Source organism: Luteimonas wenzhouensis, assembly GCF_007859305.1.
Lineage (GTDB): Bacteria > Pseudomonadota > Gammaproteobacteria > Xanthomonadales > Xanthomonadaceae > Luteimonas > Luteimonas wenzhouensis.
This window is the reverse complement of record NZ_VOHE01000001.1, coordinates 489,736-502,078: the sequence shown is the minus strand read 5'-3', so window position 1 is coordinate 502,078 and position 12,343 is coordinate 489,736. Positions and strand designations below refer to the sequence as shown.

The following is a 12,343-nucleotide window of genomic DNA, read 5'->3' as shown; positions in this document are numbered from 1 at the left end:
AAATTACGCGGTTGCGGCGATCGGCCGCGTCCTTTCACGCGGCATGCTGCCGACCCAGACGATGATCCTTCCCGGCGCTGCCGGGGACACGGGCTCCGGCCCGTACAACCGGGCCGGATGATGGCGGACGAAACCGGGCACCTGCCGCGCCGTCCCTCGCGCATCCTGAAGGCGGCGGTGTGGTCGCTCCAGGGCCTGCGCGCGGCTTGGCTGCACGAGTCATCGTTCCGGCTCGAGGTCTACCTGCTCGTCGTGCTGGCGCCCGCGGCGCTGTGGCTCGGGCAGGACGGCATCGAGCGCGCGCTGCTGCTGGGAAGCTGCCTGCTGGTGCTGGCGGTGGAACTGCTCAATTCCGCCATCGAGGCGGTGATCGAGCGCTTCGGATCCGAACACCACGAGCTGTCGGGGCGGGCCAAGGACATGGGCTCGGCCGCGGTGTTCGTGACCATGTTGAACGTAGTGCTGGTGTGGGGACTGGTGTTGGTCCCGCGCTGGCTGTAGTGAACTGAAGGAAACCCCAAGATGATGGCGATGTTGAGCGATCCGCAGGTGTGGATCCTGCTGTTGACCCTGAGCACGATCGAGATCGTGCTGGGCATCGACAATCTGGTGTTCATCTCGATCGCCGTCAGCAAGCTCCCCGCCGAGCGGCGCGAGTTCGCGCGTAAGTTCGGCATCGCCGTCGCCTGCATCACCCGGATCCTGCTGCTGCTGACCCTGGCCTGGCTGGCCAGCCTGACTACCGACCTGTTCATGGTGCTCGGGCAGGGCATTTCGGTGCGCGACCTGGTGCTGATCCTGGGCGGCGTGTTCCTGCTGGTGAAGGGCGCGCTGGAGATCCGCGAACTGGTGGGCGGGTCCGAGCACGACGCGTCGGTGCCGGCCAAGGCGGCAGCGTCGTTCGGCGGCGTGATCGCGCAGATCGCGGTGATCGACATCGTGTTCTCGCTCGATTCGGTGATCGCCGCCGTGGGCATGGCCGGCGAGTACGTGCCGGTGATGGTGGCGGCGATCCTGGTCGCGGTCTCGGTGATGCTGCTCGCCGCGCGCCCGCTCGGCCAGTTCATCGACGCCAACCCCACGGTCAAGATGCTGGCCCTGGCCTTCATCGTGCTGATCGGCGCCTACCTGCTGCTCGAGGGCTTCGACGTGCACATCCCGAAGGGCTACATCTACGGCTCGATGGGCTTCTCGGTGCTGGTGGAGGTGCTCAACCTGTGGGCCAAGCGCAACGCGCGGCTGCGTGGCGAGGCCTACTGACGCGGGCGGCGAGGCCGGTCCAGCGCGGGCGCGCGGGCCGGCCATGGCTCGGGCACAATAGGGAACGGCCGGCGGCAGAGGAACGCGACGCTCCATGATCCACCTGCACCAGATCGATCCCATCGCGATCCAGTTCCCCGCGTTCGAGCTGTTCGGGCGCACGTTCCAGCCCGCGATCCACTGGTACGGGATCATGTACCTGCTGGCGTTCGCGACCGCGTGGTGGCTGGGACGGCGGCGGATCGCGGCCGGGCGGCTGCCCGGCGTCGACGCCAACGGCTTCGGCGACCTGCTGTTCTACGGGATGCTGGGCGTCGTGCTCGGCGGACGCATCGGCTACGTGCTGTTCTACGCGCTGCCCGAGTTCCTGCGCGAGCCGCTGATGATCGTCCGGGTCTGGGACGGCGGGATGAGCTTCCACGGCGGCCTGCTGGGCGTGCTGGTCGGGGCGTGGATCTGGGCGCGGCGGCAGCGCCTGCATTTCTTCGACGTGATGGACTTCGTGGCGCCGCTGGTGCCGCCGGGACTGGGCTTCGGCCGGATCGGCAACTACATCGGTGCCGAGCTGTGGGGCAAGTACACCCAGGCCGGATGGGGCGTGGTGTTTCCCACCGACCCGCAGCTCGCCGGCCGCAGCGCCGAGCAGCTCCAGGCCGAGTTCGCCGCCGGCGCGCTGGATGCGTTCGCGCGCCATCCCTCGCAGCTCTACCAGGCCTTCCTCGAGGGCCTGGTGATGTTCATCGTGCTGTGGTGGTACTCGTCCCGGCCGCGCCCGCGTTACGCGCTCAGCGGCCTGTTCGCGCTGCTCTACGGGGTGTTCCGCTTCGCGGTGGAATTCGTGCGCGTGCCCGACGCCGACATCGGCTACATCGCGTTCGGCTGGCTGACCATGGGCCAACTGCTGTCGCTGCCGCTGGTCGCACTCGGCGCGTACCTGCTCTGGCGCTCGCACCGTTCGCCGACCCTGCAGCCGACGGCGGCCGGAGGCGCGGCATGAGGCAGTACCTCGACCTCCTGCGCCACGTGCTCGAGCATGGCACGGAAAAGTCCGACCGGACCGGCACCGGCACCCGCAGCGTGTTCGGCTGGCAGATGCGTTTCGACCTGCGCGAAGGCTTCCCGCTGGTCACCACCAAGAAGCTGCACCTGCGATCGATCATCCACGAACTGCTGTGGTTCCTGAAGGGCGAGACCAACATCGCCTACCTCCGCGACAACAAGGTCACGATCTGGGACGAGTGGGCCGACGGGCATGGCGAACTCGGCCCGGTGTACGGCAAGCAGTGGCGGCGCTGGGCCGCCGCCGACGGCAGCGAGATCGACCAGATCCGCTGGGTGGTCGAGGAGATCAGGCGCAATCCCGATTCGCGCCGGCTCGTGGTCAGTGCCTGGAACGTGGCCGACCTGCCGGAGATGGCGCTGATGCCGTGCCACACGATGTTCCAGTTCTACGTCGCCGATGGCCGGCTGAGCTGCCAGCTCTACCAGCGCAGCGGCGACATCTTCCTCGGGGTGCCGTTCAACATCGCCAGCTACGCGTTGCTGACCCACATGGTGGCGCAGGTGACGGGGCTGGGCGTGGGCGACTTCGTCCACACCCTCGGCGACGCGCACCTGTACTCGAACCACTTCGAGCAGGCGCGCGAGCAGCTTTCGCGCGACCCGCGCCCGCTGCCCGCGCTGCGCCTGAACCCGGAGGTGCGCGAGATCTTCGACTTCCGCTTCGAGGACATCGCGATCGACGGCTACGAACCGCACCCGGCGATCCGCGCGCCGGTGGCGGTGTGAGCGCATGCCGCGCATCACCCTGATCGTGGCCCACGACCGCGCCCGCGCCATCGGCCGCGGCAACGCGCTGCCCTGGCACCTGCCCGACGACCTGAAGCGGTTCAGGGCGCTGACCCTGGGCAAGCCGGTGCTGATGGGGCGCCGGACCGCCGAGTCGATCGGCCGCGCGTTGCCCGGACGGCGCAACCTGGTGCTCACCCGCGGCGGGCGTTCCCCGGTCGAGGGAATGCAGCCGGTGGCCTCGCTGGGGCAGGCGCTGGACGCCGCGCGATCCAGCGGCGCGGACGAGCTGTGCGTGATCGGTGGCGCCGAGGTCTACGCGCTGGCCCTGCCGCGGGCCACGCGCCTGCTTGCCACCCTCATCGATACCCGCGTCGAAGGGGCCGATGCGTTCTTCCCCGATCCGGGCGCGGGGTGGCGTGAAGTCTCCCGCGAGCCGCATCCGGCCGACGACCGGCACGCCTTCGCGTTCGCGTTCGTGGAGTGGGTGCGCGATCCCGCGGCGCCGGCGCACGTGGCCCCGGGAACGGGCTGATCCATCAGGCCTTGCCCGGCGCTTCCCGGCCCGGCACCTGCACGATCCGCAGTTCGCCGGCGTCGAGCTGCAGCGCGGTGAGCGGGCCGCCCCAGACCGCGCCGGTGTCGAGCGCGTGGATCCCCAGGCCGATGAACAGGCCCAGCGAGGACCAGTGTCCGCAGACGATCTTGAGGTCGCGCTCCACCCGGCCAGGGACCTCGAACCACGGGTACAGCCCCGGCGCCTGGGTGCCGGGCGGCCCCTTCTCCTCGAAGGCGATGCGCCCGCGCGGGGAGCAATAGCGCATGCGCGTGAACACGTTGATGATCGCGCGGTCGCGGTCGGTACCGGCCAGGCGCGGCGACCACGCGGGATGGTCGCCGTACATGTTGCGCAGCAGCTTCTGCGCGCCGCTGCCGGCGAGCTTGCGCTCGACCTCGCGCGCGTGCTGCTCGGCCGCCCGGGTGGTCCATTTCGGCGCCAGGCCCGCATGGACCATCAGCCAGCCCAGCTGGCGGTCGGTGTACACCAGCGGCTGCCGCTGCAGCCAGCCGAGCAGTTCGTCGCGGTCTTCGGCGAACAGCACGCGCTGCAAGTCGGGATTGACCTTGCGCTGCTCGGCCTCGGTGCGCTGGGCAATCGCCAGCAGCGACAGGTCGTGGTTGCCCAGCACGGTCACCGCGTGTGCACGCAGCGAATGCACCAGGCGCAGGGTCTCGAGCGATTCGCCGCCGCGGTTCACCAGGTCGCCGCAGAACCACAGCCGGTCGCACGCCGGGTCGAAGGCGATCGCGTCCAGCAGGCGGCGCGTGGCGCCGTAGCAGCCCTGCAGATCGCCGATCGCCCAGACGGCCATGCCCGCGCCCCGTCAGTGGAGCGTGCGCGGCGCGGCGAGCGTGAACGGCGGGATGGGAGCATCGAACCGGGTGCCGTCGTCGCCGAGCATGTCGTAGCTGCCTTCCATGGTGCCGACCGCGGTCGGCAGGGTGGCGCCGGAGGTGTAGACGAACTGCTCGCCCGGTTCCAGCCGGGGCTGTTCCCCCACCACGCCGTCGCCATGCACTTCCTCGACCCGGCCGTTGGCGTCGGTGATCACCCAGTGCCGGGCCACCAGCTGCGCGGGCAGCCGCCCCAGGTTGCGGATCCGGATCGTGTAGGCGAACACGTAGCGGTCGTCCTCGGGCGCTGACTCCTCGTCCAGGAACTGGGTCGCGATCTGGATCTCAAGGCTGTAGTCGGCAGTCTCGTTCATGCGGGCAGTGTATTCGCCCGGCCGTGAACACGGCCATCCCGCGCCCCGGAACGCCGTTTCCCGTCACCCGGGCGGGTCGGCCGCTGCGGCCACGTTGGCCAGGCGGACGAAGCCGGCCACGGGAACCTGTTCGGCCCGGGCCTGGGGATCAAGTCCCGCGGCCCGGATCGCGGCCTCGTCGCAGCACCGGGCCAGGGCGTTGCGCAGGGTCTTGCGCCGCTGGCCGAAGGCGTCGCGGACGATCGCGGCGAAGCCCGCCGGGTCGGCGATGCCGACGCTGGCGCGGGGGCGGGGGACCAGGCGCACCACCGCCGAGTCGACCCTGGGCGGCGGCCGGAAGGCGCCCGGGCCCACGGTGAACAGCGCGGTCACCTCGCACCAGGCCTGGAGCATCACGCTCAGCCGGCCGTAGGTCTTGCCGCCGGGGCCGGCGGCCATGCGGTCGACCACTTCCTTCTGCAGCATGAAGTGCATGTCGTGGATCGCGGCGGCGTGATCGAGCGCGTGGAACAGGATCGGCGAGGACAGGTTGTAGGGCAGGTTGCCGACCAGCCGCAGCGGCGTGCCGCCGGCGAGTGCGGTGAAATCGACGTCGAGCACGTCGGAGTGGATCAGCTCCAGTTCGCCGTGGGCGCGTGCGGCCGCCGCCAGCGGTTCGAGCAGGTCGCGGTCGAACTCGATCGCGGTCAGGCGGCCGTGGCGGTCGAGCAGGGGGAAGGTCATCGCGCCCTGGCCCGGGCCGATCTCGACCAGGCGGTCGCCGGGCTTCGGGTCGACGGCGAGGATGATCTTCTCGACCACGCCGCGCTCGTGCAGGAAGTGCTGGCCGAGCGACTTCTTGGCCGGGCGGGTGAACCCGCTCACAGCAGCCGCGTCCCGAGGGGCACCTCGCGGTCGGGCACGCACAGCGCGACCCGGCCGGCCTCGTCGTGGAAGCCGGTGACCAGGCACTGCGACATCAGGGGGCCGATCTGCCTGGGCGGGAAGTTGACCACGCCCACCACCAGCCGTCCGACCAGTTCCTCGGGCGTGTACAGGGCAGTGATCTGGGCGCTGGACTTGCGCACGCCGATCTCGGGGCCGAAATCGACCTCGAGCACGTAGGCCGGCTTGCGCGCCTGTTCGAACACGCGCGCCGAGACGATCCGGCCCACGCGCAGGTCCACGCGCATGAAGTCGTCCCAGGTGATGGGCGCTGCATCGGTCACGGGCGTCGCTCCTTCCGGCCCGCGGCGAGCCGGGTGCAGGTCGAAATGGCGGCGAACAGGCTCGATGGATCGGCGCGGCCGGTGCCGGCCAGGTCCAGCGCGGTGCCGTGGTCGACCGCCACCCGCGGGTAGGGCAGGCCAAGGGTCAGGTTCACCGCCTGCTCGAAGCCGCTGTACTTGAGCACCGGCAGGCCCTGGTCGTGATACATCGCCAGCACCGCGTCGACCCCGCGCAGGCGCGCGGGCAGGAACGCGGTGTCGGCCGGCAGCGGCCCGTCCAGGCGCATGCCCTCGCCGCGCAGGCGTGCGAGCACCGGTTCGATCACCTCGATCTCCTCGCGACCCAGGTGGCCGGCCTCGCCGGCGTGGGGATTGAGGCCGAGCACCGCGATCCGCGGCGTGTCGATGCCGAACCCGGTGCGCATCGCCGCCCCAAGGATCCGCAGCGTGCGTTCGAGCCCGTCCGCGGTGATCGCGTCGGCCACCGCGCGCAGCGGCAGGTGGGTGGTGGCCAGGGCGACGCGGACGATGTCGTTGGCCAGCATCATCACCACCTCGCAGCCGGCGTGCGCGGCGAGCAGCTCGGTGGTGCCGGTATAGGCGATGCCGCCGAGGTTGATGGTGGCCTTGTGCACGGGGCCGGTGACCAGGCCCTGGCAGCAGCCGGCCAGGCAGTCGTCGGCGGCGCGCGAGAGCGCCGCGATCACGGCCGCCGCGTTGCGCGGGTCGGGCGTGCCGGGCCGGCAGCTGGCCGCGTTGGCGATTTCGACCAGGCGCAGCTGGCCCGGAGCCACGTGGGCGGTGTCCGGCGGCACCAGCTGCAGCGGCAGGCCGAGGCGGTCGGAGGCGTCGAGCAGGCTGCGGCCGTCGCCATAGGCCACGAGGTCGGCGTTCCAGGTGCGCTGGGCCGCACGCACGCACAGCTCCGGCCCCACGCCGGCCGGTTCGCCCGGGACCAGCGCCAGGCGCGGACGCGCCATGTCAGCCCCCGGCGGCGGTGTTGCCGATGCGGATGTCGACGTAGGCCTCGCCGCGCATTTCGCGCAGGTAGCGGTCCCACTCGTCCTCGAGCTTGCGCTGGCCGATCGACTCGCGCACCTGGGCGCGCCGGTTCTCGTCGTCGACGCTGGCCTGGCGGCTGCCCACGCGCTGGACGATGTGCCAGCCGGCCTGGGTCCGGAACGGCGCCGAGACCTGGCCGTCCTCCAGCGCCGCGACCTGGCCGCCGAACTCGGGGCCGAACTCGTCCTCGGTGAACCAGCCCAGGTCGCCGCCGTCCTCGCGGCTCAGGGTGTCATCGGAACTTTCCTGCGCCACCGCCTGGAAATCGGCACCGCCGGCGATGCGGGCGCGCAGCGTTTCGATCCGCGCCCGGGCCTCGCTGTCGCCCGCGGGGCCTTCGGCCGGACGCACCAGGATGTGGCGGGCGTTGTACTGGGTCACCGTGGGACCGGCCCCGGCGCTCTCGCGCACGTCGACCAGCTGCAGCAGCTGGAACCCGCTGGGGCCGCGGATCGGCCCGATCACCTCGCCCGGCGACATCGAGCGGATCGCGTTGGCGAAGGCCACCGGCACCTCGTCCAGGGTCCGCCAGCCCAGGTTGCCGCCTTCGAGCGCGTTGGGGCTGTCGGAGTAGCGCACCGCGGCGGCGGCGAAGTCCATCTCGCCACGGTCGAGCAGGCTCTTGATGCCGTCGATCTTCTGCTGGCCAATCGCGATCTGTTCGGGCGTCGCGCCCTCGGGCAGGGCCACGAGGATGTGCGCGAGGTGGTACTGGGCCGCGCCGGCGCGGGCGGCCAGGGCGGCGTCGACCTCGGCGTCGCTGACGCTGATCCGGCTCTGGGCGAAGCGCTGGCGCAGGCGCTGGATCAGGATCTCGTCGCGCAGCGAGGCGCGGAAGTCCTCGATCGACATGCCCTCGCGTGCGAGCTGCTGGCGCAGCTGGTCGGGCGAAAGGTTGTTCTGCTGGGCGATCGCGCTGATCGCGGCATCGACCTCGGCATCGCCCACGCGCACCCCGGTCTCGGCCGCGCGCGCGGTCTGCAGCTTCATCAGGATCAGGCGCTCGAGCACCTGGCGCTCGAGCACCTGGCGCGGCGGGAGCTGGTGCCGACGGTCGGCGTACTGGGCGAGGATGTTGGCGACGGCGCGGTCGAGTTCGCTCTGCAGGATCACGTCCTCGTCCACGACCGCGGCGATCCGCTCCAGCGGCTGGACCTGTTGCGCGAGGGCGGAAGCCGCGAACAGCAGTGCGGCGCACAGGAGGGCGATGCGGGTCTTCATGGCAGGAAGTCGTCTGCGGGCGGGTCGTCGTCCACGCTGCTTTGCAGCTCCGACGGCGGGACGAGATAGAGGTCGTCGCGGTGGTAGCCGAGGATAGCACGGCGCAGGCGGCCCCGGTTGTCGGGCCCGGCCGAGCCAAGGCCCTTGAGTTCGATCTCGAGCTGGATCGAGTCGTTCATCTCGCCGCGGGTGTTGCGCAGGTAGCGGCGGGCCACCAGCCGGGCGGCCACGCAGCAGCTTTCCCACTGCACACCGGCGATGCCTTCGAGCACCTGGTTGTGCTGCAGCGAGTAGTAGTAGCGGCCGACCACCGACCAGCTGGGGTTGATCGGGTACAGGAACGACAGGTCCACCTGCTCGAGCAGGTCGGTCTGGCGCAAAACGTTGCGGCGGTAGCGGTAGGCGAAGTTGACGATGCCTTCGTCGCCCACCAGGTAGCGGGTGCGGATGGTGGCCAGGTCCTCGCGGCGGGTGGCCGGGTTCCACTGGTAGGAGGCCCCGACCGTCCAGCGGTCGTTGATCGCGTAGTTGGCGTCGACCACCCAGGCCGACTCGCCCTTGCGGATCGGCGCCTCGTTGTCCAGGGTGACCCGGGCGTCCTCGAAGTAGCGGATCTGGCCGATGCTCGCCGACAGCTTCTCGCGTCCGTCCGACTCGCGGATCAGGCGCGTGGTCAGGGCCGTGGTCAGCTGGTTGGCGTCGCCCTGGCGGTCGCCGCCCGAGTAGCGGTTGTCGCGGAACAGCTGGCCCCAGCTGAAGGTCATCGGCCGGGTGTCGAACCGCGGCATGTGGTCCTGGTCGCGGTAGGGCGCGTTGAGGTAGAACACCCGCGGCTCGAGCGTGTGCAGGTACTCCCCGCCGCGGAAGCGCGTGTTGCGGTCGAAGAACAGGCCGGCATCGAGCGAGGCGATCGGGTGGCTGGCCGAGGGCGAGTCGTCGGGCGCGCCGCTGGCGGGGGCGAGGTTCCGGGCGAGCGCGTCGTCGAGCCGGTACTGCACGTGGCGGAAGGCCAGGGTGGGGCGGACGAACCAGCTCGCGCCCTCGACCGGCATGCTCACCCACGGCTTGGCCAGCAACCGGCTGCCGCCGGGCCGGGTCTGGCTGCCGTCGGCGAGGGTTTCATTGGCGATGTGGGTGAAGCGGGCGGCCTCGGTGTCCAGCCCGGCCACGAGCCAGCGGCCGAACGGCTGTTCCCAGCCGAAGTAGGCGCGCGGCAGGCGGTTGTACGGCAGGCGCGACTCGGCAATGGTGTAGTCGGCCAGGTGCCGGTAATCGCCCTCGATCAGCGCGTTCCAGTAGCGGCCGCGGCCATGGAGCCCGACCGTGCTCCGCAGCGAGGAGACCGAGGCCCCCTCGACGCTGCTGCTCGCGTCCTCGATCCAGCGCGGGTCGCTGAGCCAGTACACGCGCGCCCGCGCGTTCCAGTTGCGGTTGAACCGGTGGTAGCCGGAATAGCGGAACATGCCGCGGTCGTCCTCGCGGCGGTTCTCGCCAATCGGCACGTCGACGATCTCGCGCTCGCGTTCGCGCCAGGTCAGGTCGTCCGAGGGCAGGAGCTGCAGGTCGAGGGTGCCGCGGCCGCCGCGGTAGAGATAGCGGAACTCGGTCCCCAGCTGCAGGCCGCGGCGGCTCATCCAGCGCGGTTCCAGGGTCAGGTCGTAGTTCGGCGCGAGGTTGAAGTAGACCGGCTGGGCGTAGTCGAAGCCGTTGCGGCTGGACAGGCCGATATTGGGGTAGAGCAGGCCGGTGCGACGGCGGTCGTCGATCGGGAACGCCAGCCAGGGCACGTACAGCACCGGCACCTTGCCGATGCGCAGGGTGGCGCTGCGCGCCACGCCGGTGCCCTCGTCGGTGTCCACGTCGATGCGATGCGCGCGCAGTTCCCACCAGCGCTGGCTCGGCGGGCAGGTCGAGTAGGTGGACTCGAACATCCGGCCGCGCGAGTCCTGCATCTCGATCCGTTCCGCGCCGCCGTTGCCGCGGCGCTCGGTGAGCTGGTAGCGGACGTTGTCGATGCGGTGCGAATCGTTGTTCTGGTCGCCTTCCAGGCGCTCGGCGACCACCCGCATCCCCGAGTCCTGGTAGCGAACGTTGCCGGTGGCGGTGTAGGTGCCGGTCTCCTGCGAGTACTCGATGCTGTCGGTGCCCAGGAACTGGTCGCCGCGGCGCAGGGTGACGTTGCCGGTGACGTTGAAGATGCCGCCGTCCACGCCGACGGTCTGGTCGCCCTGGATGTCGGTGGGCAGGCTGTCGCGGTCGGCGATGTCGCCGACCGGGGGCTGGGCGTCCGGGAACAGCGGAACCGCGTCCTCCAGCGGGCACATCGACCAGTCGACGGGCATGTCGTCGTCCGCGTGCGCCGCCAGCGACAGTGCGATGCAGATCGGCAGGGGCAGCAGGCGGAATGTTGGACGCACGCGACGCGATCCCGGTTGCGGAAAGGCCGCTAGCTTGCCGCAACCCCCGTGCAGCAGCAATGCAGATGCCGGCTGCGGTTCATGCGCCGGGAAGGGTTGCCGGCGGAACCTTCACCGGCCGCCCGCGGCATCGCCCTCCACCAGCGCGGCGACGTGGGCCACCGCGCCTTCGGCGAGTGCCTGCAGGTGGTAGCCGCCCTCGAGCATCGACACGATCCGGCCCTGCGCATGGCGCGCCGCCTCGCGCACGAGCTCCGAGGTCAGCCAGCCGAAGTCCGCCGGTCCGAGCGCGAACTGCGCCAGCGGGTCGCGCCGGTCGCCGTCGAAGCCCGCCGAGACCATCACCAGCTGCGGCTCGAACGCCTGCAGCGCCGGCAGCAGCTGTTCGCGCCAGGCCCGCCGCACCGTTTCGCCGTCGGCGCCGGCAGGCAGCGGCAGGTTGACGATGTTGCCGGCGCCGCGTTCGTTGCCTGCGCCCGACCAGGGATAGATGCCGGCCTGGTGGGTACTCAGGTACAGCACCCGCGGGTCCTGCTCGAAGATCGCCTGGGTGCCGTTGCCGTGGTGGACGTCGAAATCCACGATCGCCACCCGCCCCAGGCCGAAACGCTCGAGCGCGTGCGCGGCGGCGACCGCGATGTTGTTGAACAGGCAGAAGCCCATCGGGGCGTCGGCCGTGGCGTGGTGGCCGGGCGGGCGCACCGCGCAGAACGCGGCGTCGGTTTCGCCGTGCATCACCGCGTCGGTGGCGGCGATGCCGGCGCCGGCCGCGCGCAGCGCCGCCTCCGGGGAGCCGGGCGAGAGCACGGTGTCGGGGTCGAGGTGGACGATTCCCTGCGGCGGTGGACTGAGCACCGCGGCCAGCAGGCGCTCGTCGTGCACCCGCAGCAGCTGGCCGCGGGTCGCGCGCGGGGCTTCGATCCATTCCAGGCCGGGGAACGCGTCGTGCACCGCCTCCAGTACCGCGCCCAGCCGTTCCGCGCACTCGGGATGTTCCAGGCCCGTGTCGTGGTCCAGGCAGGCCGGATGGGTGTAGCCGAGCACGCGGGCCATGGCCTAGCGCCGCTGGTGTTGCCAGAGCACCTCGCCGTGGCCGTCGTGGCGGGCGAGCACGCGGGCGAGCACGAACAGCAGGTCCGACAGGCGGTTGAGGTAGCGGATCGCCTGCGGCCGCACCGGCTCCAGGCGCGAGAGCGCCACGGTCGCGCGCTCGGCGCGGCGCACCACGGTGCGCGCGACATGGCAGCGGGCGGCCGCTTCGCCGCCCGCGGGCAGGATGAAGTCCTTCAGTGGCGGCAGCGACGCGTTGTAATGGTCCAGGCGGGCTTCCAGGCGGTCGACGTCGGCGTCCTGGATCGCGGCGTGGCCGGGGATGCACAGTTCACCGCCGAGGTCGAACAGCTGGTGCTGGATCGTCGTGAGCAGCTCGCGCACGTCGTCCGGCACCGGTGCGGCGAGCAGCAGGCCGATGCTCGAGTTGGCCTCGTCGACCGTACCGTAGGCCTCCACCCGCGGCGAATCCTTGGGGACCCGGCTGCCATCGCCCAGCCCGGTGCTGCCGTCGTCGCCGGTCCGGGTGTAGATCCTCGACAGCCGGTTGCCCATGGCAGGGGCCGGG

14 protein-coding genes are annotated in these 12,343 nt (G+C 71.2%); 5 read left to right on the top strand and 9 right to left on the bottom strand.

Going from position 1 to position 12,343, the window contains the following annotated elements:
* Positions 1 to 120 precede the first annotated feature (120 nt).
* The 5 genes from FQY79_RS02310 to FQY79_RS02290 all read left to right on the top strand — a co-directional run bounded on the left by FQY79_RS02310 (position 121) and on the right by FQY79_RS02290 (position 3,583).
* Positions 121 to 501, top strand: a complete 381-nt coding sequence (locus FQY79_RS02310) for a diacylglycerol kinase (RefSeq protein WP_146310825.1) — start codon at positions 121 to 123, stop codon at positions 499 to 501.
* 21 nt (positions 502 to 522) lie between these two features.
* Complete coding sequence (locus FQY79_RS02305) at positions 523 to 1,260, top strand: TerC family protein (RefSeq protein WP_146310349.1); 738 nt, start codon at positions 523 to 525, stop codon at positions 1,258 to 1,260.
* 94 nt (positions 1,261 to 1,354) lie between these two features.
* Positions 1,355 to 2,257, top strand: coding sequence for a prolipoprotein diacylglyceryl transferase (gene lgt / locus FQY79_RS02300; protein WP_027072985.1), 903 nt, complete (start codon positions 1,355 to 1,357; stop codon positions 2,255 to 2,257).
* Positions 2,254 to 3,048 carry a thymidylate synthase gene (locus FQY79_RS02295; RefSeq protein WP_146310347.1) on the top strand — a complete coding sequence of 265 codons (795 nt, stop codon included), beginning with the start codon at positions 2,254 to 2,256 and terminating at the stop codon, positions 3,046 to 3,048. The genes lgt and FQY79_RS02295 overlap by 4 nt, the downstream gene beginning before the upstream one ends.
* 4 nt (positions 3,049 to 3,052) lie before the next feature.
* Complete coding sequence (locus FQY79_RS02290) at positions 3,053 to 3,583, top strand: dihydrofolate reductase (protein WP_146310345.1); 531 nt, start codon at positions 3,053 to 3,055, stop codon at positions 3,581 to 3,583.
* Between the two features lie 4 nt (positions 3,584 to 3,587).
* Here FQY79_RS02290 and FQY79_RS02285 read toward each other — a convergent pair whose 3' ends face one another.
* The 9 genes from FQY79_RS02285 to FQY79_RS02245 form a co-directional block, all read right to left on the bottom strand.
* The gene (locus tag FQY79_RS02285; RefSeq protein WP_146310343.1) at positions 3,588 to 4,421 is read right to left on the bottom strand and encodes a symmetrical bis(5'-nucleosyl)-tetraphosphatase; all 834 of its coding nucleotides are present in this window, start codon (positions 4,419 to 4,421) and stop codon (positions 3,588 to 3,590) included.
* A gap of 12 nt (positions 4,422 to 4,433) precedes the next feature.
* On the bottom strand, positions 4,434 to 4,817 hold the full coding sequence (gene apaG / locus FQY79_RS02280) for a Co2+/Mg2+ efflux protein ApaG (RefSeq protein WP_146310341.1): 384 nt from the start codon (positions 4,815 to 4,817) through the stop codon (positions 4,434 to 4,436).
* 63 nt (positions 4,818 to 4,880) lie between these two features.
* Positions 4,881 to 5,681 carry a 16S rRNA (adenine(1518)-N(6)/adenine(1519)-N(6))-dimethyltransferase RsmA gene (gene rsmA / locus FQY79_RS02275; protein WP_146310339.1) on the bottom strand — a complete coding sequence of 267 codons (801 nt, stop codon included), beginning with the start codon at positions 5,679 to 5,681 and terminating at the stop codon, positions 4,881 to 4,883.
* A complete protein-coding gene (locus FQY79_RS02270) occupies positions 5,678 to 6,025 on the bottom strand; it encodes a tRNA-binding protein (protein ID WP_222434230.1) in 348 nt (115 codons plus the stop codon). The genes rsmA and FQY79_RS02270 overlap by 4 nt, the downstream gene beginning before the upstream one ends.
* On the bottom strand, positions 6,022 to 7,005 hold the full coding sequence (pdxA, locus tag FQY79_RS02265; protein ID WP_146310337.1) for a 4-hydroxythreonine-4-phosphate dehydrogenase PdxA: 984 nt from the start codon (positions 7,003 to 7,005) through the stop codon (positions 6,022 to 6,024). Before pdxA ends, FQY79_RS02270 begins: the two co-directional genes overlap by 4 nt.
* 1 nt (position 7,006) lies before the next feature.
* Positions 7,007 to 8,308, bottom strand: coding sequence for a peptidylprolyl isomerase (locus tag FQY79_RS02260; protein ID WP_146310335.1), 1,302 nt, complete (start codon positions 8,306 to 8,308; stop codon positions 7,007 to 7,009).
* On the bottom strand, positions 8,305 to 10,725 hold the full coding sequence (gene lptD, locus FQY79_RS02255; RefSeq protein ID WP_146310333.1) for an LPS-assembly protein LptD: 2,421 nt from the start codon (positions 10,723 to 10,725) through the stop codon (positions 8,305 to 8,307). The genes FQY79_RS02260 and lptD overlap by 4 nt, the downstream gene beginning before the upstream one ends.
* 111 nt (positions 10,726 to 10,836) lie before the next feature.
* Positions 10,837 to 11,769 carry a histone deacetylase family protein gene (locus tag FQY79_RS02250; protein ID WP_146310821.1) on the bottom strand — a complete coding sequence of 311 codons (933 nt, stop codon included), beginning with the start codon at positions 11,767 to 11,769 and terminating at the stop codon, positions 10,837 to 10,839.
* Between the two features lie 12 nt (positions 11,770 to 11,781).
* Positions 11,782 to 12,330, bottom strand: a complete 549-nt coding sequence (locus FQY79_RS02245; protein ID WP_146310331.1) for a cob(I)yrinic acid a,c-diamide adenosyltransferase — start codon at positions 12,328 to 12,330, stop codon at positions 11,782 to 11,784.
* Positions 12,331 to 12,343 lie beyond the last annotated feature (13 nt).